This window comes from Sphaerochaeta associata, assembly GCF_022869165.1.
GTDB classification, from domain to species: domain Bacteria; phylum Spirochaetota; class Spirochaetia; order Sphaerochaetales; family Sphaerochaetaceae; genus Sphaerochaeta; species Sphaerochaeta associata.
Map to the genome: position 1 here is coordinate 3,128,933 of NZ_CP094929.1, position 26,572 is coordinate 3,155,504.

The following is a 26,572-nucleotide window of genomic DNA, read 5'->3' on the forward strand; positions in this document are numbered from 1 at the left end:
CCTACCTCCCGGTCAACGCAAGGACCTTTTGCACAAAAACATCGGTGCTGTAGTTCTCCACGTTCATCGCCCCGATGGCCCAGGCATTGATGCTCTTTGTCGGCACCACTTGGGCAACACTGGTTCTGATGGCTTGGTAGCCAAGGTCGTAGGCCTCGTTGATGATTGTACCATCCCCTGCACCGCTGCCGAACGGCAGGGCCAGGACTGTCACCTTCTCTCCAATCTGCTCTTCGATGATCTGCTTGGATGTCTCAAGCTCATGTCGGACGTCCTGGGCATCCATCTCTCCCATCATCCGATGGGTGAGCGAGTGGGATTCAAAGAAGAAGAGCTTCTTGCCCGATGCCGTCCGGTACTCACTCATCTCACGGATCTGGTCCCAGCTCATGTAGCCGACCTCGCCGATGAAGTTGGGAACCAGGAAAATGGTCGCCTCCAGCTCATACTGGCGAAAAAGCGGGTAGACAATGGCGTAGAGGGAGAGGTCACCATCGTCGAAGGTGATGATCACCTGGTCGGTTTTCGCCTGCCAACCTTGTGTCAGGACGTTCTTGAAGTTGGTGATGGTGAAATTGCGTTTGAGAAACGCCAAATCGTGTTCAAAGTTATAGAGGTCGCGGTTATAGACATTGCCCGTCCTGCCGAAAACGATGTTGTGATAGAGAACCACCAGAAGCTTGGGATCCTTCCTGAGGGGAATCTGGCTCTGGGTATCCAAGCCGGGAAGGGTTTGCACGGGAAGCAATCCCTGTTGGTGCGTGCTCCAGTACCTCACAGGAGGAGCGATGTCTCTCACAAGGGGGGCACTCTGCTGTTCGGGGAGCACTTCGGCAGACAAGTTGAACATGAGGAGGAAGAGTAGTGAAATCAGGATGAAGTGTTTCATACGGCAAAGGTCCTTAAACCGACAAAGAAGACGAACTGGACGATGACGATCAGGGTGGGGACCTTGTTGACGGCAGCCAGCTTCTGCTTGGCAAACACAAAGGCGAAGACAAAGGCGATGCAGAACCATGCGATATAGTTCTGTAGCGGGATATCCACGGCAGCCCACGTCCAATAGTCAAAGGCAATGGCCACCGGCTCCATCACATAGTCGAAGAGGACGGTCAAAGAAGCTGTGACCAAGGCTGCAGCCAGGGGGTTCGCAATCCTTGTACGTGCCACCTGTACAATGCCCAAAATGATGATGGTCCAGTTGATGCCGATCAGAAGCGGTACGCCGAGCAGCTTCAGTCCCAGCGTCGGTCCATAGGTGTAGGCACCGAAGACCAATGATGTCGCCACCCCCACAATTTCCAAGAACAGCGTTACGCCGAAGGTGACGGCCGCCCAAACAAGCAGGCCCTTATTACGCTCTTTCACCTCAAAGAAGAATCCCAAGACCGAAGTTGCCAAAATGGTATAGGGGGTGAAGGCCAGCATCATCGGCAGTGTTGCGCCTATGCTGTGCAGCACGATGCCGATGAGATAGAACGGGAGGAGCAGGAAAAGAATCAGCTTTTCTGTTTTGCTGAGAATCTGCATGGCAGGGCGACTCCTAGGGTGTGGGCTATGCCCTTTCTCAGGATCCTCGCCTTCGGCGGCTTGATCCGCTTCTTATAGACGATGAAAGGATCCTTGGCTATCTGCTGTGCGGTCCAGCAGTACATGTCCGCTGCGGTCATAATCGGGATGCGATACCGCCTGGGAATAAAACGATACCCCTTCTGTGCCTCTTTCTGCCACCGTTGATACCGTTTGAGCTCTTCCCTGATGAAAGCTGCAAACTGCTTCTCATGCGTTTGGACGTAGGATTGTTCCAAGGAGGCAAGACCGCTTGATCCAAGAGGCAGGTAGCGCCTTCCGATTGCAAGATCCTCCTTGATGTCCCTGATGAAATTAATGTACTGCATCGCCCGTCCCAGCATTGCTGCATAGCCGAAGGCCTCTTCACTCAGGTCCATGATCCTGGCCATGTAGAGACCGATGACCTCGGCCGAGCCGTAGATATAGGTGAGCACCTCGTCCAAGGTTTCACAGGTGGAGCTTGAAAGATCGTGTTCCATGGAGTCCAAAAACGCCTCGGTCCAGGCTGGGTCGAACTGCTTGCGTCTCTGAAGTTCCAAAAAGGCATCGATAATTACGTCACCGCTCGCTTTGCCTGACCTAAGAGCCTCTGTGTATGTCCTCCGAAAGGCGTGAAAAGCCGTCGGGTCGACCGGCTGGTCGTCCACCAGGTTGTCAGCCACTCTGACAAACCCGTACAATGCATAGACATCCCTGCGCACCGCAGGGGGAAAGAAACGGGAACTGAAGTAATAGGTCTTGCTCCCGCTTCTGAAAATTTGTTCATGTTTCTCAGCGACCATAGGTTTCTTGGATTTCCTTAGCAATCAATTCACTTGCAATGAGCACCATCGGGACTCCTACGCCCGGATGGGTATATTGGCCTGTATAGTACAGATTCGGTATCTGCTTGGCTTGGTGTCTGGGGCGGAACACCGCCGTTTGGAACAGCGTGTGACTCAGGCCCAAGGCCGTGCCCTTGTAGGCATGGTAGTCTTGGATGAAATCACGATGGGTGTACAGCCGCTTCACCAAAACATCCTTTCCCAAATCCTCACCGGTGACCTTCTTCACATGTTCAACCATTTTTGCAAAGTATGCCTCGCGCTGCTCGTCGGTATCAGCGAGTCCGGGAGCGACGGGAACAAGGAGAAAGACGTTCTCGCACCCCTGGGGTGCAGAGCTTGGGTCGGTTTTAGTTATGCAGCTGAGGTAGAAGCAGGGATCTTGGTCCGGCCATGCAGGCCGCTTGAAAATATCATCGAAATGACCGTTCCAATCCTTGGCGAAGTAAAGATTGTGATGCTCAAGACCCTTGAGTTCACGACCGATGCCAAGGTAGGCGATGAACATGGATGGTGCCACCACCCGCTTCTCCCAATACGTGTCGGAGTAGGTTCTTTCCTCTTTCTTGATCAATGAAGTTTCTGTGTGGTGGTAGTCAGCCGAACTGACAATGACATCGGCTGCAAAGTAGCCTTTGTTCGTTTGTACCCCGACGGCTTTCCCATCCTTGGTGACAATATTGGTCACCTCGGTATCGGTGAGCAGTTTTACTCCGAGCTCCTTGCAAAGGTTGGCAAACCCTTCGGCCGCCCCGGCCATGCCTTTCTCGGGGAAGAACACACCGAGCTTGAGGTCGACATGGCTCATGATCGAGTAGATGGCGGGAGCCTGGGAGGGATTGGTACCCAAGAACACCATGGCATACTCGAGGATCTGCTTGGCCCTGCGGTCCTGCACATAGCCTGAGACGAAGGAGTCGAGCTTGCCGAGTACACCAAGTTTCAGGCCTTCGGTCATCAGGCGTCGGTTGAAGAACTGACCTATATGCTTGTAGTCGCGATAGAGAAAATCCTCCATCGCAACCTCATACTTGTAGGTCGACTGCTCCATGTAGGCTTTCAGGGCTTCACCGCCACCCTTTTCAAAGGATTCGAAAAGTTCGATGTTCTTGTCGAAATCCGGGGTAAGCTCAACATCTCCCTGTTCACCGAAGAACACCTTGTAGTAGGGGTCCAGCGGCTTGAGTTTGAAGTACGATTCCCGCTTTTTCCCAAAGAGCGAGAAGTAGCGTTCGAACACCTCGGGCATGAGATACCATGACGGGCCCATGTCGAAGGTGAACCCGTCCTTATGCCAATAACGGGCACGGCCACCGAGCAACTCGTTCTTCTCAATCACCGTAACGGTGCATCCATCCCGTGCAAGCAAGGCTGCAGCGCTCAGGCCGCCGAAGCCTCCGCCAATGACTATCGCTTGTTTTCCCATAGGCAAATCCTATGGTGTTTACCAAGGAAAATCAAGGAAATAGCGCACCGCCATACTTAAAAAGAATCATTCCGAATAAGAAGTATCAATGCGTTTCTTCCTCCCTCCTTCTTTCCCAAAAGCAATGGTTTGGATATGCTGATGACAAGGAGAATTCGAGATGATTATTGACAAACTCAGCGACTTGCACCGCTATGCACCAGCCCTTCCCGCTTTGGAGACAGTCTGTACAATTCTGGAGAGTGGAGTATTGAAGAACCAGAGCTTCGGAAGCTATAAGACCGATAACCCCGCTGTACGCTACAACCTCTTCACCTATCATACGGAAAAGACCGAAAGCGACATCTATGAAATTCATCGCAAAGAGGTTGACGTCCAGATTCTCCTTTCAGGCTTCGAACGCATGGACATTGCATCCAAGGATGGACTGGAGACAGTACAGGAGTATGATCCGGCCAAGGAAGCCATGTTTCTAAAAGGCAGGAGGCAGGTAAGCTACCACGCCGACACCACCACCTTTGCTCTCTTCTTCCCCGGAGAACCCCATGCTCCCAATCTGGTCGATGGCAAACCAGCTGAAGTAGTGAAGGTGGTTTTCAAGATTCTCGTATCCTGATTCATCAAAGGTCGTGTATCATAGGGCATGCGTACAAACCTTGCCACCGATGCACTGCCTTCCTTGCTTGCCAAGCTGACCATACCGTCGCTTATCGCGTTGCTGGCCAGTTCGCTGTACAGCATCACCGACAGCATTTTCCTAGGAAGGGCGGTGGGAGAACTGGCTCTTGCCGGCCTGGGTTATGCATCCCCTGTCCAACTGTTTCTGGTTGCGTTCGCCCAAATGTTCGGAGCAGGCTCGGCATCTCTGATCAGCCGGGCTTTGGGAAAGCAGGACGAAAAAAGAGCCGGGTCGGCATTCAGCGCTGCCTTCATAGCCCTTATGCTGACCGTTTGCAGTCTGGCCCTTCTCTTTTTCCTGGCACCTTCATTGCTTCTGAAAGGTGACAACCCTGCCGTCAAGGGACAGGCTCTCTCGTATTTGGTTGTCCTGTTGCCCTTCACCCCGTTCTTTTGTGCTTCCACGTTCTTTGCCGCGATTCTGCGCTCCGAAGGAAAGGCAGGGAAAGCCCTGCTGCTTCTCTTGCTGGGTAATGGCGTGAACATAGTCCTGGACGCCCTTTTCATCCTGAAGTTCGGCTGGGGTATCAAGGGAGCGGCGCTGGCAACCGCCCTCGGCCATACAGGTGCATGCATCTATGCATGCTCGCTGCTGATGAATAAGAAATTGCTGCTTCGGCCGCACAAGCCTGCATTCCCACTTCTCAAGGAGATTGTTCCCCTCGGCCTTCCCTCCTTGGTCCGTCAGCTGGGAACCACGCTCATCATCGCCACCGTCAATGCCTTGCTGATCAAGACTGCAGGGCAGGCGGCTTTGGCTTCATACACGATCATCAACCAGCTGACCATGCTCGCCTACCTGCCCCTTTCCGCCTTGGTGATGGGCTTCTCCCCCATTGCAGGCTTCAGCTATGGAGCAGGGAATAGTAGGAGGCTCGCTTCTTTGATCAAGCTCTCCCTTCTGTGGCAGATAGGTATCGCAATGGTGCTGCTCGGCGTCTTCCAAGTGTTCACCCGTCCGGTGACAGTGCTCTTCAGCAGTGATGAAACTCTCATCGCCTCAACCATCCCCTTGGTTCGCATCGTGCTGGCAACCATTCCCCTCATCGGAATCCAGAGCCTGGGAGCAGCATACTTTCAGAGTATCGGCAAGAGTTTGCAGTCGTTGCTGCTGTGGACCAGCAGGCAGTTCCTTCTGCTGTTACCTCTGCTTCTCATATGCTCTTACTTGTTTGGCCCCAAGGGCCTGTGGTTCGCCTTTCCTCTCTCGGATGTGCTGGCCGGAGTGCTGACGCTTGTGCTTCTCAATCGAGAGAAAAAACACGATTTCTCGTTTCCGAAGTAGTAACTGTGATTGTATGATTATATAAGCCAAACGCCCTTGGAGGCATTCCATGCATCATTCTATTCGACGTATACGTATGTTCACTCTGATCGGTCTTTTAGTATTACTGTTCCTGCTCGCAGGATGCAGATCCCTCGATACGCAGAGTGGCCGGCTCACCCAGATTTCACTGCTCAATGCACTGTTGCTCGGAGAGTACGATGGATTTGTGAGCGTTGAAGAGGTGAAGACCATGGGGGACACCGGAATCGGGACCTTCGATACCCTGGACGGGGAGATGATCATGCTGGACACAGTGGTCTACCAGGCCAAAGCCGATGGTACGGTACTGCAGGCCTCCGATTCAATGCTTGTCCCCTTTGCCATGGCAACCCACTTTTCGCCTACCATTGATGAGCGAAAAGTCTCTTCGCTGGAGGGAATCGAGACTCTCAAAATGAATATGGATGAGGTCATTGGAGCAACAACCAATGACTTCAACCGGTTTTATGCAGCTACACTGACAGGCTTTTTCAAATTCATACGGGTACGAAGTGTTCCAGCCCAAGAAAAACCCTATCAACGACTTTCGGTGGTAGCCGCGCAGCAGAAAGAGTATATGTATGAGAATCTTGAGGGCACCATCGTAGCGATGCGCTGCCCGCCATACGTAGAAGGCATCAACATGAGCGGCTGGCATCTCCATTTCCTCTCGTCCGACAGGAGCAAGGGAGGTCATCTGCTTGAGGTGGACATTGAAAGGGCTCTTCTGGGAATTGGAGACATGCGGACTTATCACCTCATCCTCCCAGACAGTGAGAGTTTTGCCTCCCTGGACATCACCCATGATTTATCCCGGGAGACACAATCCATTGAAGGAATGCGCAAGTAGGGGATCACACTGGTTGTCCGAGCAACTGCTTTGTACTTTCATGTACTTTCCATTTGACAGACAGGAAAACCCATGCAATCATTAACCTGTAAGACAGCTTTACAGCTAAGCAGATTTATATTCCTGGCATACGCCGGGAAACGCATCGAACATTGTTAGCCGCTTTGCGGTCCTGAGGAGGAAACAATGAAGAAAGTAATCGTCACCCTGTTGCTGGCAGCCCTGGTACTTCCCATGGCATTCGCCCAAGCTTCAACTGAAGTCAAGCCCGTTGAATTGGTCTATACCATGACCGCAGTCCCCACCGATGCACACGCCGGTGCCATGCGCGTCTTCAAGGAAACCGTCGAACGCGTTTCCAATGGACAGATCAAGGTTCTTACCTACGATTCGGCATCCTTGTTCAAGCAGGAGCAGGAAGTATCGGCGGTCAAGAGCGGCCAGGCCGACATGACCGCCACTGCAGCTTCGTGGCTGACCGATGGAAGCCCCTGGGTATCCATGTTTACCGCAGGCTACATCTTCAAGAGCTACGACCACATGACCAGCGTACTCAACGGCCCCATCGGCGCTGAGGTGTTCGACCGCATCGCCAAGGAGCAGGGAATCCGCCCCCTCGGTGCACAATACCTTGGAACCCGCCAGCTCAACCTGGTTGCAGACAAGGAAATCAAGACCCCGGCTGACCTTAAGGGTGTGAACCTGAGAATGCCGAACTCCGACTCCTGGATTTTCCTGGGCAAGGCTCTGGGAGCCAACCCGACCCCGATCTCCTTCAGCGAACTGTATATGGCACTGCAGACCAAGACCGTCGACGGCCAGGACAATCCGCTTCCATCCACCAAGAACGCAAAGTTCTATGAAGTAACCAAATCCATCACCATCACCAACCATCTGGTTGACTCGGTATGGCCCGCCATCAACGAAGCAAAATGGCAGTCCCTTACCGAACAACAGAAGGCTTGGGTCATGGAAGGGGTGAAGGCCGGCATCGAGTATTGCGACAGCACCAACCTCAAGGCTGAGGCTGAACTGGTCGAGTTCTTCAAAAACGCAGGCCTGAAGGTCTACAATGCAGACCTGAATGCATTCGCCGACCACGTTCTGGCACAGTATCTGGCAAGCCCTTACGCTCAGAAATGGGACAAGGCGATGTTCGACAAAGTCGTAGCTGCTGGAAAGTAAGCAATCACTTACGAACCCGGGGCTGCCTGCCCCGGGTTTCTTCTTGTAATTGAACAGGAGACCAACCACGTGAGAAAACTAGCGTTATTTATCAGAGAGGTGCTGGAAGTCTACATTCCTACCGCCGCTTTCATCTTCTTGTTTCTGGCATTCATCCTGCAAGTATTCTTCAGGTATGTGGTCAACCATCCTCTTACTTGGACCCAGGACGTGATTGTCATCGGATTTTGCTGGTCGGTCATCCTTGGTGCCTGCTACACGATGCGTCGCAAGGGACACGTCCAGTTCACCATGCTCTATGAAGCCTACAGCCCCAAGGTTGCAGCTGTTGCACGACTGCTGGGCAATCTGCTGATCATCATCACCTTTGCAGTGATGGTAGTCCCCTCCTTCAAATACGCCTTCTTTCTGGGTTTCCAGAAAACCCCGGTCCTGCGTGTCTCCTACACCTGGATCTTTCTCCCCTTCACCTACTTCCTCCTGGCCATCATCGGCTACAGCATCAAGCCGGTCCTGGAGGACTGGAAGGTCATTACCGGAAAACTTTCCGATAGTTTCGACCACAGCTACGACCCGCTGCTCGGGGAGGTAAAGAAATGAGTTTTCCCTTATTCATCACCCTGCTCGTATTCATCCTGATCTTCGTTCTCAGGATGCCCATCGCCTTGGGCATGCTTGCTTCAGCTGCATGTTACCTGCTGGTAAAGGGCGCAGACCTGAGCCTGGTCGTCAACCAGGTCATGAACACCTATTACACCAACTACGTCATCATCGCAGTCCCGCTCTTTATCTTTACTGCAAATGTCATGAACTCAGGGAAAGTCACCGAGATGATTTATGATTTCGCCCTTGGGCTTGTGGGAAGAATGCGGGGCGCTTTGGGACAGGTGAATATTCTCGGATCGCTGATTTTCAGCGGAATGACGGGATCGGCCATTGCCGACGCGGCAGGCCTGGGCAAAATTGAAATTGAAGCTATGACGAAAAGCGGTTTCGAACCTGAGTTTGCTTGTGCCATCACCGCAGCATCGGCGACCATCGGCCCGATCTTCCCCCCGTCCATTCCCTTGGTCATCTATGCCATGCTCTCCTCAACCTCGGTGGGAGCACTGTTCATGGGCGGCATGGTTCCAGGCGTCCTGCTTGCGATTGCCTTGATGATCTATGTAGCAATCGTTTCCAAGAAACGCAACTACCCACGCGGCGAGAAGATCGTCCTAAAAACTTTTATTTCCGCCACTGTCAAGGCGATTCCCGCCCTGTTGACTCCTGTCATCCTGCTGGTAGGCATCTATACCGGAGTCATGACCCCGACCGAGGCAGGAGCAATTGCAGGCCTGTATGCCATCATCATTTCTGTGTTCGCCTATAAGGCATTGGGCTTCAAGGATCTCTTGAATGTGGTCAAGGACTCCATCAGGGATGTGGGGGCAACCAGCATCATGATCGGAGCTGCCACCATCATCAGTTACATCGTCGCCCGTGAGCAACTAGCCGCCAACATCGGCAACTGGATATTGGGAATTACCAGCAGCAAGTGGACATTCCTCTTCATCGTAAACGTAGTCATCCTGATCCTGGGAATGTTCATGGACACCTCCACCATCCAGTTGGTCTTCGTGCCCATCATGATTCCCGTGGCCAACGCCCTGGGCATCGACATGATCCACTTCGGTTTGGTAGTCACCTTCAACATGATGGTAGGACTTTCCACCCCGCCGTTCGGTATGCTGCTCTTCATCACAAGCGGTATTTCCGGCACTCCGCTGAAGGATATCATGCGTGAAATCCTTTGGCCGATTATAGTCATGCTGATCGTCCTCATCCTGATCACCTACATCCCCGAGATCACCCTCTTCCTGCCCCGTGCAGCAGGACTTATCTAAGGAGTTATGTCAATGAAAACACCCTATAACGGCTGCTGGCCGACCATGATCACCCCCTTTACCGCCGACAACAAGGTAGACTTTCCGGCAGTGAAGGCCCTTACCAACTGGTACATCGACCGTGGCGCCGACGGAATCTTCGCCGTCTGCCAGTCCAGCGAGATGTTCTTCCTCTCGCTTCAGGAGAAGCTCGATATAGCCAAGGCGGTCGTCGAGGCAGCCGAAGGCAGGATCAAGGTCATCGCAAGCGGTCATACCAGCGATGACCATCAACAACAAATAGAAGAACTGGGAGCGATGTCCCAAACGGGAGTCGATGCCGTGGTGCTGGTCTCCAACCGACTGGCAAAAGCCGATGAAGACAGCTCTGTCTTCAACGCCAACGCCCAGGACATCTTCGACCAGCTGAGCGATGTCACCTTCGGCCTGTATGAGTGCCCGTATCCCTATCTGAGACTGCTTACCGACGACTTTCTCGCCTGGGCTGCGAAGGAGGACAAGCTGGTCTTCCTCAAGGACGTCTCCTGCTCCCTGGAAATCGAGAAGCGCCGTGTCGAGCTGGTGAAGGGAACCAAACTGGCCCTGTTCAATGCCAACACAGCTACTCTTTTGGACTCCTGGATCGCAGGCTACCATGGTTACAACGGGGTTATGGCAAACTTTCACATCGACATCTACAAGTGGATGTATGAGCACTTCAGGACAGAGCCGGTTCTTGCACGCAAGGTCATGGACTTCCTTACCGTTGCTGCAGTCACCGAAGCGCGAGCCTATCCGGTCAACGCAAAATACCACTACGACCTCACCGATGTACCGATGAGTTTGGTCACCCGCTCCAAGCCGATCTCCCTGCTCAACGAGAATGCACGTCTGGAAATCCAGAGCCTGATCAGGATGGAAGCTGAGATGCGCGCGCTTCTGGGACTCAAGCTATGAACCGGGGAGCGGAGTTTCGCACCAGGCTGAAGTCGGGTTCGGTTCTGGGCGGACACGTATTTCTCAACGACCCTGCCATCACCGAGGCACTGGCCCGCTACGGCTACGACTTCATCTGGATCGACGCCGAACACGGGCCGTTTGACAAGCAGAACCTTCTGCTGCATGTCATGGCGGCCAATGCAGGCGGGGCCGCCGCCTTTGTGCGGGTGCCGGGCCAACAGATGCAAGACCTCAAGTATGTGTTGGAGATGGGCATCGACGGCATCATCATTCCCCAGGTAATGGACGAGGTTGAAGCCCGTCAGGTTTTGGAGCTTTGCCTGTATCCACCCGAGGGAACGAGGGGTTTCGGGCCAAGGCGTGCCATTGCCTACAACCAGCAGGACCTGAAGACATACCTTCAGCAGAGCAGGGAGAGCTTTGTGAGGATCATCCAGATCGAGCACATCAGTGCGGTACAGCGCATTGAGGCAATACTATCCCTGCCCGCCCTCGATGCGGTGATCATCGGACCGAACGACCTGTCGGCCTCCATCGGCCTGCTCGGCGACAGCCTGAACGAGAAGGTGCTTGAGCTCGCGCAGCGCGTCATCGATGCTGCGAAGAAGGCAGGAAAGCCGGTCGGAGTATCGATCGGACCCGATGAGAGGACGATCAGGATATACCAAGAGATGGGTGTGGATTTCATCAGCTGCGGGGATGACATCTCGTTTTTGCACCAGGGTGCAAAGCGAACCTTTGCCATGGTTGGAAGAACCTAGATACAACGGTTCGAATTGGGTAAGATGGTTCGATAGGAGGTCTGCATGGATATATCACAATTCTCACTCTCACGGGTAAACCTCAGCCAACAGATTGCAGACCATCTGGAAGAGGTCATTCTCTCCTCCCCCACCAGCAAGGTGGCTGAGAAACTACCCGGTGAGATGAAGCTTGCCAAGCAGTACAACGTCAGCCGTCCGGTCATCCGGGAGGCTCTGAAACTACTGCAGGAACGGGGCTTGATTACGCTCAAGAACGGTAGTGGAGCCTATATCACCCGACCGGAAAACGATACCGTTATGAATGCCGTCAACCGCATCATGCAGGTCGACCGCATCAAGAGCGACGACCTGACTCAAATGCGTGAGATTTTGGAGCTCAGCTCCGTCGACCGGGCGGTTAAGTGCATCACCGACGAGCAGCTGAAGGAGATGGACGAAATCCTCTCCAAATTCGAGGACAAGAGCCTTCCGCTCAAGGAACGGGTCAAGCTTGACGAACAGTTCCATATCGCCATCGCCCAAGCCACCGGCAACGAGCTGCTCAGCATGTTCGTCGGCGTGCTCACCTCCCTGCTGCGCGACTACATGGGCAAGGGCATTCTCATCGAGGGCGGCATCGAGGATGCAATCAAGCGTCATCGGGAGATTTATCAGGCGTTGCTCAATCGCGATGCAAAGGCGGTCCACCAGGCGATGGTCGAACACTTGAAGGTCTCCAGCCTCAATGTCCAGTTCTTCGACCGACAGGGTGCAACAGCTAAAAAACAGACTCCTTGACGATTCAGATATCCATCACCACCTTTTGCTGATATGCTTACACGTGAGCTCTTGGTAGGAGGTACTTCATGAGTCTGCTTCTTTCCGGCATCGAAGCCAAGCTTATCACCCTCGCCCAAAAGATCTTCGACCGCCAGTTCGAACTCGATTCCAAACTCGTCTATGAGATGGATGAGCGGCGCAAGCAGCTGATGTTCCAGGACATCCTGTACAATTTCAGCTTCCTCACCACGGCGGTGAACCTGCAGGATGAGAAGATCTTTTCCAACTACGCCCTCTGGCTCTTCGAGTTGCTGTGTAATCTCATGAAGGACATCGACCGGGACCGCATCAAGGACCAGATGGTCGACCACTACCGCATCCTTTCATCCTGTGCCGATGAGCTTTACAAGGATGAGCAGGTCGATTTGGCAAAAAGCTACTTGCAGAGGGCCATTGTCGTCACCGAGGATGCGGTGGACAACATCAAGGTGTCCGAACAGTTTCTGCAGGGTCGGCATGTGCCGATCAGGAGGGCCTACCTGAGTGCGTTGCTGCGCAGCGACACTGCGCAGGCGACCAAAATCATCCGTGATGCAGAGGCTGCCGGTATTCCCATCGAGGAGATTTACGAGGACATCATCCGCATGACCATGCTCGAGGTCGGAGAGCTTTGGCACCAGAACAAGATTACCGTGGACAAGGAGCACTACTGCACCTCCACCACCCAGATGATTCTCTCCCTCTTCTACCCCGTCATTTTCAGCCAGCCATCCAAGGAGAAGAAGATAGTGACCTGCTGCGTGGGCAGTGAACTGCATGAGATGGGAGGCAGGATGGTCAGCGACCTCTTCGAATACCATGGATGGGAGAGCATTTTCCTCGGCTCGGCAGTTCCTACAAACGCCCTGGTGCATGCAATCGGCGAACACAAGCCCGACCTTGTCGCACTTTCGGTGACCATGCCCCAGTATCTGGGGCTCTGTCATGAGGCCGTATTGGCTATCCGCAAGACCTATCCCGAAATCTTGATAGCGGTGGGAGGCAGAGCATTCAGCACCAGCAATAGAATTTATGAGCGTTGGCCGGTGGACATCCATACCGATCTGGCCACCGAGTTGATCACCTGGGCCGATAAGGTGGTGAAGTAGCGTGAGCAACTCCTTCTTCGTCCGCACCACAACCCTTGGCGTCGTGCAGGAAGCCTATTGGTCCGACCCGATTTCCTTGGCCATTCCTTACAAAACAACCTTGGCTGAACTGTTTGACGAGGATAATCGGAGAACATTCGAAAAGACCTTTACGTCGGCATTGCTGGAGAAACACAAGGTATTCTGCTCGCATGTAGTGATCGTCGAGGAGCGGCTTGAGCTTTGTTTTTTCATCCTCAGCCTGGACCAGGATGTATGGGTGCTCGCCGTCGATTATCTCATGGAGCTCCCCCCCGACCTACAGGAACGTCAGAAACACCTGCTCTTCAAAATGATTGAGCAGGTTGCGGCGATGCACTCCCGTTTTTCACTGCACAACTCGCAGGTGGTCTACAGTCATTTCGAGCAGATCCAGAAGCTGAACAACCAGCTGGTCAACACCCAACGGGAGCTTCAGCGGGCGAACAAGAAACTTGAAGCGTTGAATCTCGATCTGAACAACCGCCTGGTCAAGGACCCGCTGACCGGATTGGTCAGCCGCTACCAGTACCGCTCCGAGATGCAGCGTGTGATCAACGCCAATCCCCAAGCCCTCGGTCTGTTCGCCTTCATCGACATCGACGCCTTCAAGCACGTCAACGATACCTATGGGCACGCTGTAGGGGATGAGTACTTGGTTGCCTTTTCAAAACGTCTTGCATCCCTTCCATTCGAGAAATCCACTATTGCCATGCGCATCGCAGGCGACGAGTTCGGTCTCTATATGCACGAACTTGCATCCGTCGATGATGAAATCTTCTCATCACTTTACCGGAAGTTTGAAGTATATGTCACCGAGCGTCCACTCTCCACGTCCATAGGGGAGCTTGCAATCAGCTGCAGCGTCGGGTTTGCCGTCTATAACCGTGATACAACCAACCTGTTCGAGCTGATCGAGTATGCCGACTGGGCCATGTATCAGGCCAAACGCGGCGGGAAGCACGGATACCGGGTATTTGACAAGCTGCTGTACGACCAGCGATATTCCGAGCAGTAAAAAAAATTGGCTGCCTCTTGACCCTCACGTTACGTCAGGGTGTATAGCCATATCAGGAGGTGCAAACATGGACTACACCATTGGAGAAGTCGCACAGCTTGCCTCGATTTCCGAGCGTACGTTGCGCTATTACGACGAGCTGGGCCTTGTATGTCCCAAACGGGACAGGGGGCAGCTCTATCGGCTCTATTCGAAAGAAGATTTGAAACGACTGCAGACGGTTCTCTTCTATCGGGAGCTGGACTTCGACTTGGCAACCATCAAGGCAATCATGGAAGATCCCGGGTTTTCCACCTTGCAGGCCTTGGAGGACCAGAGGAAGCGGTTGCTGGCAAGACGCAACCGCTTGGAGAGTCTGCTTCGCACCTTGGAAACAACCATCGCAGAACAGAGAGGAGAAAGAACCATGACAGACAAAGAACGATTTGAGGGATTAAAGAGAAATTTGATTGAGGAGAATGAGAAGAAGTTCGGAAAAGAGATTCGAGCACGGTATGGAGAGGAGACGGTGGCCAAGTCGAATGCACAGATGATGGGTATGGATGAGAAGACCTACAATGAGATGAACGAATTGGGCGTCCGGTTGTTGGAAAAGCTTGTCGAGGCGGAAAAAACGGGAGACGTTTACTCGCCCCTTGCCCGGGAGGTGGCCATGATGCACAAGCAATGGCTTGCCTACACCTGGCCCTCCTACAACAAGGAGGCGCATGCAAATCTGGTTCGCATATACGTCGACGATGAGCGTTTCAACGCCTACTATCTCGGAAAGGCAGCCTTCCTGCGTGACGCGGTGCTGGCTTGTCTGAATGAGGAATAAGGAAAAATAGTTCAGCCACTCAGCCCTCTGAATTGGAGGGCTTTTCTTCATCTCGTACAGCGTAGGTCTTGATGAAAGCTTCGGTTGGAGAACCATAGACCGATAAGAAACCGTCGAAAACACTCTGCCGCTCGGCAATCAATTGCTCAGCAACACGATTGCTGATGTTCTGTGGCGTGATGAGCAATACCATCTCCCTCTCGGGCTGCAATTCCAAGTTGAAAAATGGGATTTTTGAAGCACTATTTTCTATTGAACCTCTGCCAACAAGTATAGTGGCACCGGTTGCCCCGCTTTTACGGGCAAGGCTGACTACATCATCGGCAAATCCGCGATTCACAAGTACGAGCATGCACGTATGGTCGGCGACTCGCTTCTCTTGGCCGATTGCCTTGCTCAGCATGGGTATCTCTTCGGTGATATGTATGGGTTTCTTCTGTCTGAATAGTGTGCCTAAAAGCATAATGGAAAAAACTGGAGCCATGGCAACCATGGCAATGACGCCGAATCCATCCACCAACACGTTTGCTGTCGGGATGGCCGAGGCGGCTCCTTGTGCAAAGGCCAGAACGAAGGTTGCCATCATCGGACCGGAAGCAACCCCTCCTGCATCAAATGCGATGCCGACAAACACGGGATTGCACCAAAACGACAAGAACAAAGCGAAAGCAAAACCCGGGAGCAGGAAATACCATAACTTCACTTCAGGAACAGTGATGCGAACCATGGAGAGTGAAATAGCGATGGCTGCACCCAAAGAGAGTGTCAGACGGATGAGTCCGAGAGGTATGGTACCTCCAGTGACTTCCTCGATCTGTACGCCCAGGACATGCACTGCCGGCTCCATGAGGACGACGATCAGGCCGAAGAGGAATCCTACTGCTATAAGGAGTCTCGTATCCATCGAGGCGATCTGCATACCAATCACCCTGCCCATATCCATGAAGCCTGCGTGTACACCGGATAGAAACAACACTAGACCGATAAGTACAAGCAATAGGCCTTTGATAATCCCAAGGATTTCCTTTCGCTTCAGTTTAAATTTGAATCCGTTGTACACAAAAAACAAGAGCGTGATCGGCAGGAGCGCGATCAGGGACTCCCTTAATGTTGCAGGAATACTTTCCAGAATCGGAGCGATTACCCCGACGGAAGGAATAAACACACTGGCCTCACCTTGAATGGTATGCTGCCCGGTGATGAAAGAGATGCACATGACTGCGAGGATGGGTCCGGTACTCATGATGCCAACCAAGCCAAATGAGTTTTCCTCGGCATGCCTGCCGCCTTTCGCCTGGGATAGCCCAAGTGTTAAAGCCAGTACGAAAGGAGTCGTCAAAGCTCCAGTGGTTGCTCCTGAAGCATCGAACGATATTGCAAGAAACTCCTCAGAAACTAGAAAGCCCAGTACAAGAATGACCAAGTAGGTCATCAGCAGGAAGATATTGATCGATGGCTTATCCCTGAGCAGGCGGAGAATGCCCAGTGAAATCAGCAGGCCCACCCCGCCTGACACCATATATACAATGAGCCTGCTTGAGAGGGTATGGCCCGACGCTTCCTCAATTTGTGAACCCAGGATCAAAAGATCAGGCTCGGCAACCGTAATGAGAAATCCCAACAAAAAACTTAAAATCACCACCCCTAGGAAGGTTTTGGAAGTAGCAACCTCATTGGACATGTACACGCCGATGGGGTGCATGGATAGGTCGATTCCCCATAAGAAAAGAGCAAGCCCCACCAAGAGCATCGTACTTCCAACCAAGAAGCGAATAAACATATCCGTTTCCACTTCTATGATGGTAAAACATAATGCCACCACAACCAGCACGAGAGGGACCAGTGATTGCAGGACTTCCTTGACTTTACCATAGAGAAGATTCATGACCTGACTCCCCTCTGCTCTGCAACTCTGTTCTCAAATAAACCACTGGTCCTGAGAACCGGAAGGATGAAGAGAATTCCATTACCTGGGTTCGCCAGGCTCAGTGATTCGGTAATACTCTCTTTGATCGCCTGCAGCGTATCTTTTTTGGATAGGATGATCACAATATCCTTCTGTGGTTCTATGTTCAGAGAAAAAAAGAAGTCCTTTGGTATACCCGCCCCATGTCCATGCACAATGGTGCCACCTCTCGCACCTGCTTTTCGTGCTGCGTACACGCATTCTACTCCCCTGCCCCGCTCCACAATAGTAAGAAGGGCAAAATAGTCATCCATAGGTTTTTGGCTGGGATCAGGCTTCTTTTCCACGGTATCCCAATTCTTGAATGGGATGGAGAATGCAATCCCCTTTCGTCGCTTATAAAATTTGAATGTTTGGAAGACCATCTCATGCAAGCCGACACACAGCTCATACCCTGCGCTGATGATCACAATTTCCTTGTGAGCTTGGGAAGGTCTGACTGTATTGAAGAATCTTGAGCGTGTGGTTCCTTCTGCGAGCAGAATGGTTCCCCCGATTGCTCCAAGCTCCTGGGCCTTTTGCAGCAGAATATTTGCCTTTCCTTTGTTGACAACAGCAAAAAATAAGGTATCGATGGTAAGCTCCCTTGCACCTGATGAATACTCATAACCCATGTGTGTATACTATTGTTATACCATACTTTTCCTTGAATTCCCAAAAAATGTTCAAGCTCATGCATACACTACGCCCAACCAATCCTGTTGAGGTTGGCAAAGTTGTTGCCCTCAGGATTCCAATGGAAATCGGTTATTGCTTCTCTTGCAAAAGGTTGAGTCGATACCCAATAATTATTGCAATCAGCTCCAAGGGCAGCGGAATTTCCAGCGGCAGCTGAATCGCCCCCTTGCTGGTGGGAAACCCTGCCAGTTCGGCCTTAAGCGCTTGTATTGTATCAGGCTCAGGGTAGAGTCCGATATGGCTCTTGAACGCTGCCATCTGGATGATGTTCCCACCTTCGGCAAGCCTGAAGGTGGGCATTCTCCACGAAATGCATTCGCTTACAGAAGGGACCATCCGATGCACCAATGCACGAATTGCTTGCAATCGTTGTTGCTTCTCGCCATCGAATTGCTTGATGTAGTCATCCACCTCTGTTGCATATTCATTCATTGTTTCACTTCCACCTTTTGCACAGTGCATCAATCTCCGAGAGCTCCTTATTGGTAAAGTCGGACTTATTCTCTACAGCCTTCAGATTCACCTTCAGTTGCTCGGCACTGCTGGCGCCGATGAGCACGCTGGTGACCCGCTTGTCCACCAGAAGCCAGGAAATTGCCATCTCTGACAAGTTCTGCCCACGTTCCCGGGCAATGGCGTTCAAACCGTTGAGAAGCTCCACCCGCTCCTTAGTAATCGTCTCAGGCTTGAGGAAATAGCTTTTACTCGCCCGGGAGTCGGGGGGGATGCTGCCATCGAGGTAGCGGTTGGAGAGCAGGCCTTGGGCGAGCGGTGAGAAACAGATGGTTCCCGCCTCGCCTTTCATGCCATCCAACAGATGGTCGTCCTCGACCCATCGGTCGAGCATAGAGTAACGGACCTGATTGAGTACACAGGGACACCCCATCTCCTTGAGCAATGCCATGGCCTTAAGTGCATCGGTTCTATGGTAGTTGGAGATCCCTACATACAACGCCTTTCCCTGCCTGACCAACTGGGCGAGGGCTCCCATCGTCTCCTCAAGCGGGGTGTTGGGATCGGGGCGGTGGTGATAGAAAATGTCCACATACTCAAGGCCCATGCGCTTCAGGCTTGCATCACAGCTGGCGATCAGGTACTTGCGGCTTCCCCACTCCCCGTAGGGGCCGGGCCACATGTAGTAGCCTGCCTTGGTGGAGATGATCATCTCATCGCGATAGGAGCCGAATTGGTCGGCGAGCATCCTGCCAAAGCGGGTTTCTGCACTGCCGGCCGGTGGTCCATAGTTGTTGGCAAGGTCGAAATGAGTGATCCCATGGTCGAAAGCCGTTGCGATCATCTGCCTGCACACCCCATCGTCGACGCCGTCGCCGAAGTTGTGCCAGAGTCCCAATGAGAGAACAGGAAGTTTCAAACCGCTGTGTCCTGCATAGCGGTACTGCATGCCATCGTATCGTGACTGTGCTGCTGTATAGGTGTTCATAGCTACACTATACAACACACAAGGGTGTGGTCAAAGCAAATTTGCCTGTGCTATAGTCAGAACATGCAAACACTCGTAGATACATTTCTTTCCCTGGTAGCCTTCGACTCCCCCTCTTTCGAGGAGCAGAAGATTTCCCTGCTGCTCGAGCATGCGCTGCTTGAAGCAGGGCTTTACACCGACTATGACGAGGCGGGGAACCTCTACGGCTATCTGAACGGAGAAGGAAGCACCATCCTGCTCAACGCCCATATGGACACCGTCGAGCTGGCACGCGGGGCTAAAGCGGTCGTTGAGGACGGCATCATCAGAACCGACGGTACGACAGCCCTCGGAGCCGATGACAAGGCGGCCGTCGCTGCCATCCTTTTCGCATTACGGACGATCAAGGAGAACCGGCTTGCCCATCCAAACCTGGTCATCCTCTTTACCACCGCCGAGGAGCAGGGGCTGATCGGCGCCAAGCAGCTTGAGGTGGACAAGCTTCAGGGTGTTCAGTACGGATTCACCTTCGACGCATCGCAAAAAGTAGGACTGGCCGTCACGGGCGCTCCTTCCTACGATAAAATCGAGGCCGTTTTCCATGGCAAGGGAGCCCATGCAGGCTTCAAACCCGAATCCGGCATCAGCGCCATCCAAATGGCCAGCGAGGCGATAAGCGCCATGCCGCTCTTGCGCATCGACCATGAGACGACCGCCAATGTCGGCTCGTTCATCGCCCCAGGGGCGAAGAACATCGTCTGCGACAAGGCCCGGCTCGTATTCGAGGCACGAAGCCTGGATAACGAGAAGCTCAAGAAGCAGACCGAGCGGATGAAACAAGAGCTCTTGGATGCCGCCCGAAGGCATGGAGGGAGCGTTGAGATACACCATGAGCACCTCTATGAGGTCTACCGCCACCAACAGGACAGCCCGGTGATGAAAACCTTCAAGCACGCGTGCACCAAGCTGGGACTCCCCTACCGTGAGGAGCCCACTCTGGGAGGCAGCGACGCAAATATTCTCAATGAGATGGGCATCCCCACCTTGGTATGCAGCATCGGCTACGAAGAAGCACATACGACCAATGAGTATATCCCCATTGAAGAACTGGAGCGTCTGGGCTCCTTGGTACTGGAGCTTGCAACGCTATGAAGAACATTACCCTTATAGGATGCGGGGCTGTCGGAGCCCTCTATGGACTGAGACTGCACAATCTGCTGGGAAAAGAGCATGTCTGCTTTCTGGTCGATGAGAATCGCAAACTGCGCTATGAGACAGAGGGAATCTTTCTCAACGGCGAGAAGGCTCCTTTCCGTTACTGTACGAGCGACGAGGCCGAGGCAGCCGATCTAGTCATTCTGGCAACGAAGAATCATCACTTGGCAGAGGCCATCCGGTTGATGAAGTCTTCGGTCGGTCCCGACACCACAATTCTCTCATTGCTCAACGGCATCGAAAGCGAACAGCTTCTTGCATCGGAGTTTGGGCAGGAGAAGGTGCTCTACAGTTTTGCCGTCGGGCTCAACTCTACGCATACAGGCAATACCATCACCTATACCGCAGAGGGACGTATTGTGTTTGGAGAGAAGGATAATGCAATCAGCGAGCGGATTATGGCCATCAAGGACCTCTTCGAGAAAGCGCTCATCGCCTATGTCGTTCCCGAGGACATTCAATTGCAGCTGTGGAACAAGTTCATGCTCAATACCACCTACAATACGATCAGCAGTCTTATCTATGCGACCTATGCTGATTTCGATCAACCATCAGTGCTGGATTTGGCCCGCTTGATCTGCAGGGAAGTACAGATGGTGGCAGCAAAGGAAGGAGTACTCCTTCCCGACTCCCTGATCGAACAGAACCACAGAATCGTCTGCAGCCTCGGCTCGGAGGGCAAGACCTCGATGTGTCAGGATATGGAAGCCGGGAGAAGAACGGAGAACCAGTGGTTCTGCGGTACGGTGATCAAGCTGGGTGAAAAGCACGGCGTCAGTACTCCCACCTGCCAGGCACTATCGCTATTGGTTCAGGCCAAGGAGCATATGCTGCTCAACGGCTGAGTTCAGCGAGTGCGTTGGTTTTTGCGCTCTTGAGCTTGGCTGTCAGCTCGCCAAGTTTCCTGGCGGTGCAATTGTTGCAGTACACATGGAAGTCTGCATCCGACGAGGGTACATCCTTGGCCATCTGCAACAGCACATGCTTTTCCAGTATCCTGACTGCAGGTACGTTATACTTGCGGGCCAATTCATCGCGGGCAAGGAAGAAGTGCTTGAGGAACACCTTCTCCTCACGGGAGAGGTACTTCCACGACGAGAACTTGGTCCAACCCGGTTTATCGGGTCCCTTGCTCCTGCCTGCCTGCTGCATTTCCAGATTCACTTTCTCTGTCAGGCCTTTCTCTGCAACCTCGGCATCGAGGATGTCCTTGAGCACCAAGAGGTGTTCAACATCCGAAAGTGCATACTCGATCTGGTCGGCCTTCAGCGGACGCACAAGCCAGTTAGTCATCTGATTCTTCTTCTTGCTGGAAAGATTGGGTTTTTCTGCTTCAGGAATGTAGCGCTCCACCAGCCCGGTAAGATTGCCGGTATACCCAAGGGCAAGAGCGGAAAGGCGAATGTCATAGACGCCTTCGAGCAGGATGCCGTACTGCTTGCGTACCAAGGCCGAATCGCTCGCACAGTCGAACATCACCTTCAACAAGGAGCCGTCCTCCAAGAAAGCCTTCAAGGCATCCTTGGAGATGGTAAAGGGGTCGACCAACGCATAGGCCGATCCATCAAAAAGCTGGATGAGGCAGAGATGCTCCCCGTAAATATGCAGGTTGAATTCACCTTCAAAATCCATGGCAACAATACTGATGCCCTTTTCTTTCCACTGGGACTGCAGGTCTGCCAGCTTTGCATCGGAATCAATCATGGTGTACATACGCATAGGGAGACAGCATACCAAATAGCGGAGAAAGAGAGAACCTCTTGGGACTGTGTACTTGAGAAAGCAGAGAAGCTGTATATACGATTAATATTCTAATTAACAGCTTTAAAAAGATATTATTTACATTAAAGCATCTATTTTTATACTATTTTCTTTTTATATATTCCTCTATAGATATTATTTACTACTTATTATGCAATACTTTTGCTTTTCCTGCAAATCTTTATACATTTTATACTACACTCTTAACACGATAAATAAATATCGATATCTTGTACTCATACAGAAGACCCCAAGGAGATGAGTTATGAGTACCATGAGTTTTTCCATTCCCCGAACCATCTACTACGGAGAAGGTTCCCTTGAAAAACTTTCCCTGTTGAAAGGCAAGCGCGCTGCCATTGTAACCGGCGGCAACTCCATGAAGAAATTCGGCTTCCTCGACCAAGCTGCAGCCCTGCTGCAGAAAGCCGGCATCGAGTCGATCATCATCGACGGTGTGGAGCCGAACCCCTCGGTGGAGACTGTCGTCAAGGGTGGCAAGGCCATGCTTGACTTTGGTCCTGATTGGATCGTGGCCATCGGCGGCGGGTCGGCTCTGGATGCAGCAAAAGTCATGTGGTGCTTCTATGAGCATCCCGAGCTCAGCTTCGAGGATATCATCACACCCGGAAGCATGCCTTCACTTCGTAACAAAGCACAGTTCATCGCCATTCCCTCAACCAGTGGTACCGCAAGTGAAATTACCGCCTTCAGTGTCATCACCGATACGGCCAAGCACATCAAGTACCCCATCGTCGCAGCGGACATGGTTCCTGATATCGCCATTCTCGACCCGGCCCTTCCGATGACCATGCCCAAGCATATCACCGCAAATACCGGCATGGACGTCATGGCGCATGCAGTTGAGGCACTCGCTTCCACCGCTGCAACCGCCTTCACCGATCCGTATGCCGTGCAGGCCATCAAGATGGTGCTTCAGAGCCTGCCGGTCGCTTATGCCGAACCGAAGAATCTCGCAGCTCGTGAAGCAATGCACGAAGCCTCCGCTCTTGCAGGCATGGCCTTCACCAACGCATCCCTGGGCCTGGTCCATTCGATGGCTCACAAAATCGGTGGTGAATTCGGTGTCACCCACGGACTCGCCAATGCCATCCTGCTCCCCTATGTCATCGCCTACAACCGCAAAGTCAGCGACAAGTATGCCTATGCCGAGAAGATGCTTGGCCTTGCGGACCTTTCCAAGGCAATCGAGGAGATGAACAGGAAGATGGACATTCCATCCTGCTTCAAGGACTGCACCGAGGTCGACTTCAACGAGGCCAAGTTCAAACAGGTGCTTGATAGGATGAGCAAGCATGCATGGGAGGATCCCTGCACGCTTACCAACCCTGGAAAGCCTACCGCCTTGGATGTGAAGATGCTCTTCGAGGCCGCCTACTATGGCAAGGCCGTGGAGTAACCATTGCTTGAGATTGATGAAAGACCGCTCGTTCGAGCGGTCTTTCTCTTTCCAATACTCTCAGGTGTACTTATTCCTTGGTCTTGGGCAGAACCAGGTTCAACAGGATGCCGACCAGTGTGGCAAGAGCGACACCGGCGAGAGAGAACGTAAGGTCCTTGCCCATCGCAAAGGAGAGGGTACCCCCGCCGATGCCGATCACCAGGATTACGCTGCTGATCGTCAGGTTGCGCTTGTCCTCGTAGTTGACGCCTGCATCGACCAAAGTTCTCAGGCCGCTGGAGGCGATGGTGCCGAACAGCAGCATGGATATGCCGCCAAGCACCGGATTGGGAATCGTCTGGATGAGAGCGCCGAACTTGGGGAAAAAGGAGAGGAAGACTGCTACAACGGCAGCCCCACCGGTCACCCAGACGCTGTAGACACGGGTGAGTGCCAAAACACCGATGTTCTCACCATAGGTGGTGTTCGGAGGCCCACCCCAGAACGATGCCCACAAGGTCGCAAGGCCGTCGCCGGCGATGGTCCGATCGAGACCCGGATCCTTGTAGAAATCCTTGCCTACGACCTTGGAGATGGTAAGGGTGTCGCCAAGGTGCTCGCAGATGGTTGCCAGCGACACCACGATGAAGGTTACAGCCGCAACCACATTGAATTTTGGAAGAGCAAAAGTCGGCAGACCGAACCATGCCGCATCCTTGACTGCTGTAAAGTTGATCAAGGCGTACTGGGGGAAGATGAGGCCGATGATAAGGGCGAAAAAGTATCCGCCAAGCAAGCCGAGCAGAATCGGGATGATGCTGAAAAATCCCTTGGAGAAGATGTTGGCAACGATGGTGAGGGTCAAGGTGACTGCGGCAATCGTCAACAGGAAGAGGCTGTAGTTGCCGTTTGCATCGTTCATTGCCATGCCCATCGCAGTGGGGGCAAGATTAAGACCGATGACAACGATGACCGACCCGATCACCACCGGAGGCAGGGCCTTGTTCAACCACGAGTAGCCGGCCTTCTTGATGATGAAGGCCACCAGGGTGTAGAACAAGCCTGAGACGAAGGCACCTCCCATTGCATACGCGACGCCATAGCTGCTGCTGATGGCTATCAATGCAGGAATGAAGGCAAACGAGGAACCCAGGAACGCCGGAACCTTGGCACCGGTGATCAAGATGTAGAGCAGGGTTCCCGTACCAGCGGTGAAGAGCGCCGTACTAGGGCTCAACCCGGTGAGGATGGGTACGAGAATGGTCGCACCGAACATCGCGAAGACATGTTGGATACTCAAGGGTATCCACTGTCCCAATGGCGGCTTATCGGCCGGACCATACTTTACAAAGCTGGATGGGTGGTTTGCCATCAGAGAGCTCCTTGAACCTGTGCACACAAAGAACCTAGGCTCTTGGTACAAACAACAGGCAGGGGGGGATGATGACTTGCAGGAAGTCTCTCCATCCTACCGAGAATTCAAGGAGCATGGGAAGTGCATTGTTGCATGAATATGCAAAATATGTGCAAAAACAGCACCAAGTTGCAACATCATGCCAATCTGCGTACTCCGTCCTCTTGGTCGCCTATCCGCTCCTGAGCAGGACAGAGCTCCAGCATGGCAAGCTGAACCATACGATTCAACATGGAAAACTGCTCGCTTTCGTAGAAGTCACGAAGAATCATGCGGGCGATGCGCCTGCGCTCGGCCCCGATTTTCCTACCCGGTCGTTCCGTTCTTTTTTCTTGTGTGTGCATGCTACCTCCTGAAGAGGGGGGAGAGCGCCCCGTAGAGCAGCAATATGGGTGAAGAGATCAGGACGCAAAGCACAAAGAGCACCATAAGAGGCACCGATGAGAGCATCCTGTCATACCACACTGGTAGGTTTTTTGTCTGTTCACGCATATACTCCCTCCTCGTTTCTGATTCCAGCATACGACAAGGGGTGTGACATAGAATGTCTCAGTAAGAAGATTTTGTGCGATTATGCATCGCCTCAACTGCTTGTTCGTACAAAGCAACAAACTCCGGGGGATCGATCGGTCGGGCTTGGGCCCCGAAGAAAAGAAGCGCCGAGAGAATTTCATGCAGGTTTGCAACCGGCAGCGTCACTTCAAGGACATCCTCCCCTGCTTCCTTGATGATACGCTGCTTCTGCTGTGCATGCCAGGTCTGGGTGGCCAGCGTGTGTATTGCCCAGCCGTAGGCACGAAAAGTCACATAGGTCACCTCTTTGCCCATGAATATGCCATAGCCGGAGTGAATGAAGGCATCGAGCTCGGCGTCGCTGTAACGTTGTTTCATCCTATCTCCCGCAATCTGGGCGAGCTCGATGATTCTGCTGAGGTGAAAGGTCCTGAGCTCCTTGTGCTGCAGGTCATAGGAGACCAGATACCAGCGACCGCTGTAGTTGATCAACCTCAATGGCTCGATATGCCGCTTGGAGAGCTGCCCTGCTGCATTTTTATAGTGCATGGTCATCCGCTCCCCGCTCTTCATGGCCGCACAAATCCTGTTGAAGACCTCATAGTCCGGCCAGTCCTGGACCGGGGTGATGAATACAATCTTGTCCGAGAGGGATCGATAGCTCTTTTCCAGTCCGCTGTCGATTCCTTCGCTGATCATCTCCGTCAGGGTTCCCATGAGCCCCTGCGACTGGGCGAGGCTGCGAAAGATTGCATTGAGCACCAGCATCCGCTCATTGGAGTTCGAAAAAAGAGTGAAGCTTTCGGTATATCCATACCATCGTTTTTCAGGATCATAGGCGATGGGCGCCTTGAGTTGGTCACGCATGAAGTCGATGTCCCTAAGCACCTGTCTGCGGGATAGGGAGAACTCGCTCATGATCCGGGCGGTCCGGACCCCGCCATCTTCCTCGATGGTACGGTTGATGAAAACGATGCGTTCTATCTGGCTCATACGTCCAGTATACACAA

At 52.8% G+C, this 26,572-nt stretch carries 28 protein-coding genes; 15 read left to right on the top strand and 13 right to left on the bottom strand.

Features of this window, described 5'->3' with window-relative positions; genetic code table 11:
* Position 1: 1 nt before the first annotated feature.
* From MUG09_RS14430 to MUG09_RS14445, 4 genes are read right to left on the bottom strand one after another with little or no spacing between them, the layout of a single operon-like run.
* The gene (locus MUG09_RS14430; protein ID WP_244772145.1) at positions 2–889 is read right to left on the bottom strand and encodes a polysaccharide deacetylase family protein; all 888 of its coding nucleotides are present in this window, start codon (positions 887–889) and stop codon (positions 2–4) included.
* Positions 886–1,530, bottom strand: a complete 645-nt coding sequence (locus tag MUG09_RS14435; RefSeq protein ID WP_244772146.1) for a carotenoid biosynthesis protein — start codon at positions 1,528–1,530, stop codon at positions 886–888. Before MUG09_RS14435 ends, MUG09_RS14430 begins: the two co-directional genes overlap by 4 nt.
* Complete coding sequence (locus MUG09_RS14440) at positions 1,500–2,354, bottom strand: phytoene/squalene synthase family protein (protein WP_244772147.1); 855 nt, start codon at positions 2,352–2,354, stop codon at positions 1,500–1,502. Before MUG09_RS14440 ends, MUG09_RS14435 begins: the two co-directional genes overlap by 31 nt.
* On the bottom strand, positions 2,344–3,822 hold the full coding sequence (locus MUG09_RS14445; RefSeq protein WP_244772148.1) for a phytoene desaturase family protein: 1,479 nt from the start codon (positions 3,820–3,822) through the stop codon (positions 2,344–2,346). Before MUG09_RS14445 ends, MUG09_RS14440 begins: the two co-directional genes overlap by 11 nt.
* Positions 3,823–3,982: 160 nt before the next feature.
* On the opposite strand from MUG09_RS14445, the gene MUG09_RS14450 reads away from it, so the two are divergent.
* The 12 genes from MUG09_RS14450 to MUG09_RS14505 all read left to right on the top strand — a co-directional run bounded on the left by MUG09_RS14450 (position 3,983) and on the right by MUG09_RS14505 (position 15,190).
* Positions 3,983–4,438: a NanQ anomerase/TabA/YiaL family protein gene (locus tag MUG09_RS14450; protein ID WP_244772149.1), complete on the top strand. Its 456-nt coding sequence runs from the start codon at positions 3,983–3,985 to the stop codon at positions 4,436–4,438.
* A 27-nt stretch (positions 4,439–4,465) separates the two neighbouring features.
* Positions 4,466–5,785: an MATE family efflux transporter gene (locus tag MUG09_RS14455; RefSeq protein WP_244772150.1), complete on the top strand. Its 1,320-nt coding sequence runs from the start codon at positions 4,466–4,468 to the stop codon at positions 5,783–5,785.
* A gap of 49 nt (positions 5,786–5,834) precedes the next feature.
* On the top strand, positions 5,835–6,656 hold the full coding sequence (budA, locus tag MUG09_RS14460) for an acetolactate decarboxylase (RefSeq protein ID WP_244772151.1): 822 nt from the start codon (positions 5,835–5,837) through the stop codon (positions 6,654–6,656).
* Between the two features lie 186 nt (positions 6,657–6,842).
* The gene (locus MUG09_RS14465) at positions 6,843–7,841 is read left to right on the top strand and encodes a sialic acid TRAP transporter substrate-binding protein SiaP (RefSeq protein ID WP_244772152.1); all 999 of its coding nucleotides are present in this window, start codon (positions 6,843–6,845) and stop codon (positions 7,839–7,841) included.
* Between the two features lie 69 nt (positions 7,842–7,910).
* Positions 7,911–8,441: a TRAP transporter small permease gene (locus tag MUG09_RS14470; RefSeq protein WP_013608354.1), complete on the top strand. Its 531-nt coding sequence runs from the start codon at positions 7,911–7,913 to the stop codon at positions 8,439–8,441.
* Positions 8,438–9,727 (top strand): TRAP transporter large permease, encoded by a 1,290-nt coding sequence (locus MUG09_RS14475; protein ID WP_244772153.1) that lies wholly within the window; start codon positions 8,438–8,440, stop codon positions 9,725–9,727. Before MUG09_RS14470 ends, MUG09_RS14475 begins: the two co-directional genes overlap by 4 nt.
* 12 nt (positions 9,728–9,739) lie before the next feature.
* Positions 9,740–10,663 carry a dihydrodipicolinate synthase family protein gene (locus tag MUG09_RS14480; protein ID WP_244772154.1) on the top strand — a complete coding sequence of 308 codons (924 nt, stop codon included), beginning with the start codon at positions 9,740–9,742 and terminating at the stop codon, positions 10,661–10,663.
* The gene (locus MUG09_RS14485; RefSeq protein ID WP_244772155.1) at positions 10,660–11,427 is read left to right on the top strand and encodes an HpcH/HpaI aldolase family protein; all 768 of its coding nucleotides are present in this window, start codon (positions 10,660–10,662) and stop codon (positions 11,425–11,427) included. Before MUG09_RS14480 ends, MUG09_RS14485 begins: the two co-directional genes overlap by 4 nt.
* A gap of 45 nt (positions 11,428–11,472) precedes the next feature.
* Positions 11,473–12,207: a FadR/GntR family transcriptional regulator gene (locus MUG09_RS14490; RefSeq protein WP_244772156.1), complete on the top strand. Its 735-nt coding sequence runs from the start codon at positions 11,473–11,475 to the stop codon at positions 12,205–12,207.
* Positions 12,208–12,275: 68 nt separating this feature from the next.
* On the top strand, positions 12,276–13,337 hold the full coding sequence (locus MUG09_RS14495; RefSeq protein ID WP_244772157.1) for a cobalamin B12-binding domain-containing protein: 1,062 nt from the start codon (positions 12,276–12,278) through the stop codon (positions 13,335–13,337).
* A gap of 1 nt (position 13,338) precedes the next feature.
* Positions 13,339–14,373 (top strand): GGDEF domain-containing protein, encoded by a 1,035-nt coding sequence (locus MUG09_RS14500; protein WP_244772158.1) that lies wholly within the window; start codon positions 13,339–13,341, stop codon positions 14,371–14,373.
* Between the two features lie 67 nt (positions 14,374–14,440).
* Entirely contained in the window at positions 14,441–15,190 is a 750-nt protein-coding gene (locus MUG09_RS14505; RefSeq protein WP_244772159.1) for a MerR family transcriptional regulator, read from the top strand.
* A gap of 19 nt (positions 15,191–15,209) precedes the next feature.
* On the opposite strand, the gene MUG09_RS14510 is transcribed toward MUG09_RS14505, so the two are convergent.
* The 4 genes from MUG09_RS14510 to MUG09_RS14525 form a co-directional block, all read right to left on the bottom strand.
* Positions 15,210–17,075 carry a DUF1538 domain-containing protein gene (locus MUG09_RS14510; protein WP_244772160.1) on the bottom strand — a complete coding sequence of 622 codons (1,866 nt, stop codon included), beginning with the start codon at positions 17,073–17,075 and terminating at the stop codon, positions 15,210–15,212.
* Complete coding sequence (locus tag MUG09_RS14515; protein WP_244772161.1) at positions 17,072–17,770, bottom strand: P-II family nitrogen regulator; 699 nt, start codon at positions 17,768–17,770, stop codon at positions 17,072–17,074. Before MUG09_RS14515 ends, MUG09_RS14510 begins: the two co-directional genes overlap by 4 nt.
* 133 nt (positions 17,771–17,903) lie before the next feature.
* The gene (locus MUG09_RS14520) at positions 17,904–18,266 is read right to left on the bottom strand and encodes an iron chaperone (RefSeq protein ID WP_041380823.1); all 363 of its coding nucleotides are present in this window, start codon (positions 18,264–18,266) and stop codon (positions 17,904–17,906) included.
* A gap of 4 nt (positions 18,267–18,270) precedes the next feature.
* Positions 18,271–19,275, bottom strand: a complete 1,005-nt coding sequence (locus MUG09_RS14525; RefSeq protein ID WP_244772162.1) for an aldo/keto reductase — start codon at positions 19,273–19,275, stop codon at positions 18,271–18,273.
* Between the two features lie 63 nt (positions 19,276–19,338).
* Between MUG09_RS14525 and MUG09_RS14530 the strand changes: the two genes are divergently transcribed.
* Positions 19,339–20,409 (top strand): M20/M25/M40 family metallo-hydrolase, encoded by a 1,071-nt coding sequence (locus MUG09_RS14530; RefSeq protein ID WP_244772163.1) that lies wholly within the window; start codon positions 19,339–19,341, stop codon positions 20,407–20,409.
* Positions 20,406–21,317 (top strand): ketopantoate reductase family protein, encoded by a 912-nt coding sequence (locus MUG09_RS14535; protein ID WP_244772164.1) that lies wholly within the window; start codon positions 20,406–20,408, stop codon positions 21,315–21,317. Before MUG09_RS14530 ends, MUG09_RS14535 begins: the two co-directional genes overlap by 4 nt.
* Here the strand turns inward: MUG09_RS14535 and MUG09_RS14540 are convergent.
* Positions 21,307–22,191 carry an HRDC domain-containing protein gene (locus MUG09_RS14540; RefSeq protein ID WP_244772165.1) on the bottom strand — a complete coding sequence of 295 codons (885 nt, stop codon included), beginning with the start codon at positions 22,189–22,191 and terminating at the stop codon, positions 21,307–21,309. The two genes, MUG09_RS14535 and MUG09_RS14540, sit on opposite strands and share 11 nt — an antisense overlap.
* Positions 22,192–22,498: 307 nt before the next feature.
* Here MUG09_RS14540 and MUG09_RS14545 point away from each other — a divergent pair, with 307 nt between their 5' ends.
* Complete coding sequence (locus tag MUG09_RS14545; protein ID WP_244772166.1) at positions 22,499–23,653, top strand: iron-containing alcohol dehydrogenase; 1,155 nt, start codon at positions 22,499–22,501, stop codon at positions 23,651–23,653.
* A gap of 70 nt (positions 23,654–23,723) precedes the next feature.
* Here the strand turns inward: MUG09_RS14545 and MUG09_RS14550 are convergent, their stop codons facing one another.
* The 4 genes from MUG09_RS14550 to MUG09_RS14565 all read right to left on the bottom strand — a co-directional run bounded on the left by MUG09_RS14550 (position 23,724) and on the right by MUG09_RS14565 (position 26,555).
* Entirely contained in the window at positions 23,724–25,007 is a 1,284-nt protein-coding gene (locus tag MUG09_RS14550) for a uracil-xanthine permease family protein (RefSeq protein ID WP_244772167.1), read from the bottom strand.
* Between the two features lie 179 nt (positions 25,008–25,186).
* The gene (locus MUG09_RS14555; RefSeq protein ID WP_244772168.1) at positions 25,187–25,393 is read right to left on the bottom strand and encodes a hypothetical protein; all 207 of its coding nucleotides are present in this window, start codon (positions 25,391–25,393) and stop codon (positions 25,187–25,189) included.
* 1 nt (position 25,394) lies between these two features.
* The gene (locus tag MUG09_RS14560; protein WP_244772169.1) at positions 25,395–25,541 is read right to left on the bottom strand and encodes a hypothetical protein; all 147 of its coding nucleotides are present in this window, start codon (positions 25,539–25,541) and stop codon (positions 25,395–25,397) included.
* A gap of 57 nt (positions 25,542–25,598) precedes the next feature.
* On the bottom strand, positions 25,599–26,555 hold the full coding sequence (locus MUG09_RS14565) for a helix-turn-helix transcriptional regulator (protein WP_244772170.1): 957 nt from the start codon (positions 26,553–26,555) through the stop codon (positions 25,599–25,601).
* Positions 26,556–26,572: the final 17 nt, after the last annotated feature.

Bases quoted from the DNA above. Each gene is read 5' to 3' on its own strand.
- MUG09_RS14430 (WP_244772145.1), bottom strand. From the start codon at position 889: ATGAAACACTTCATCCTGATTTCACTACTCTTCCTCCTCATGTTCAAC.
- MUG09_RS14435 (WP_244772146.1), bottom strand. From the start codon at position 1,530: ATGCAGATTCTCAGCAAAACAGAAAAGCTGATTCTTTTCCTGCTCCTC.
- MUG09_RS14440 (WP_244772147.1), bottom strand. From the start codon at position 2,354: ATGGTCGCTGAGAAACATGAACAAATTTTCAGAAGCGGGAGCAAGACC.
- MUG09_RS14445 (WP_244772148.1), bottom strand. From the start codon at position 3,822: ATGGGAAAACAAGCGATAGTCATTGGCGGAGGCTTCGGCGGCCTGAGC.
- MUG09_RS14450 (WP_244772149.1), top strand. From the start codon at position 3,983: ATGATTATTGACAAACTCAGCGACTTGCACCGCTATGCACCAGCCCTT.
- MUG09_RS14455 (WP_244772150.1), top strand. From the start codon at position 4,466: ATGCGTACAAACCTTGCCACCGATGCACTGCCTTCCTTGCTTGCCAAG.
- budA (WP_244772151.1), top strand. From the start codon at position 5,835: ATGCATCATTCTATTCGACGTATACGTATGTTCACTCTGATCGGTCTT.
- MUG09_RS14465 (WP_244772152.1), top strand. From the start codon at position 6,843: ATGAAGAAAGTAATCGTCACCCTGTTGCTGGCAGCCCTGGTACTTCCC.
- MUG09_RS14475 (WP_244772153.1), top strand. From the start codon at position 8,438: ATGAGTTTTCCCTTATTCATCACCCTGCTCGTATTCATCCTGATCTTC.
- MUG09_RS14480 (WP_244772154.1), top strand. From the start codon at position 9,740: ATGAAAACACCCTATAACGGCTGCTGGCCGACCATGATCACCCCCTTT.
- MUG09_RS14485 (WP_244772155.1), top strand. From the start codon at position 10,660: ATGAACCGGGGAGCGGAGTTTCGCACCAGGCTGAAGTCGGGTTCGGTT.
- MUG09_RS14490 (WP_244772156.1), top strand. From the start codon at position 11,473: ATGGATATATCACAATTCTCACTCTCACGGGTAAACCTCAGCCAACAG.
- MUG09_RS14495 (WP_244772157.1), top strand. From the start codon at position 12,276: ATGAGTCTGCTTCTTTCCGGCATCGAAGCCAAGCTTATCACCCTCGCC.
- MUG09_RS14505 (WP_244772159.1), top strand. From the start codon at position 14,441: ATGGACTACACCATTGGAGAAGTCGCACAGCTTGCCTCGATTTCCGAG.
- MUG09_RS14510 (WP_244772160.1), bottom strand. From the start codon at position 17,075: ATGAATCTTCTCTATGGTAAAGTCAAGGAAGTCCTGCAATCACTGGTC.
- MUG09_RS14515 (WP_244772161.1), bottom strand. From the start codon at position 17,770: ATGGGTTATGAGTATTCATCAGGTGCAAGGGAGCTTACCATCGATACC.
- MUG09_RS14520 (WP_041380823.1), bottom strand. From the start codon at position 18,266: ATGAATGAATATGCAACAGAGGTGGATGACTACATCAAGCAATTCGAT.
- MUG09_RS14525 (WP_244772162.1), bottom strand. From the start codon at position 19,275: ATGAACACCTATACAGCAGCACAGTCACGATACGATGGCATGCAGTAC.
- MUG09_RS14530 (WP_244772163.1), top strand. From the start codon at position 19,339: ATGCAAACACTCGTAGATACATTTCTTTCCCTGGTAGCCTTCGACTCC.
- MUG09_RS14535 (WP_244772164.1), top strand. From the start codon at position 20,406: ATGAAGAACATTACCCTTATAGGATGCGGGGCTGTCGGAGCCCTCTAT.
- MUG09_RS14540 (WP_244772165.1), bottom strand. From the start codon at position 22,191: ATGCGTATGTACACCATGATTGATTCCGATGCAAAGCTGGCAGACCTG.
- MUG09_RS14545 (WP_244772166.1), top strand. From the start codon at position 22,499: ATGAGTACCATGAGTTTTTCCATTCCCCGAACCATCTACTACGGAGAA.
- MUG09_RS14550 (WP_244772167.1), bottom strand. From the start codon at position 25,007: ATGGCAAACCACCCATCCAGCTTTGTAAAGTATGGTCCGGCCGATAAG.
- MUG09_RS14555 (WP_244772168.1), bottom strand. From the start codon at position 25,393: ATGCACACACAAGAAAAAAGAACGGAACGACCGGGTAGGAAAATCGGG.
- MUG09_RS14560 (WP_244772169.1), bottom strand. From the start codon at position 25,541: ATGCGTGAACAGACAAAAAACCTACCAGTGTGGTATGACAGGATGCTC.
- MUG09_RS14565 (WP_244772170.1), bottom strand. From the start codon at position 26,555: ATGAGCCAGATAGAACGCATCGTTTTCATCAACCGTACCATCGAGGAA.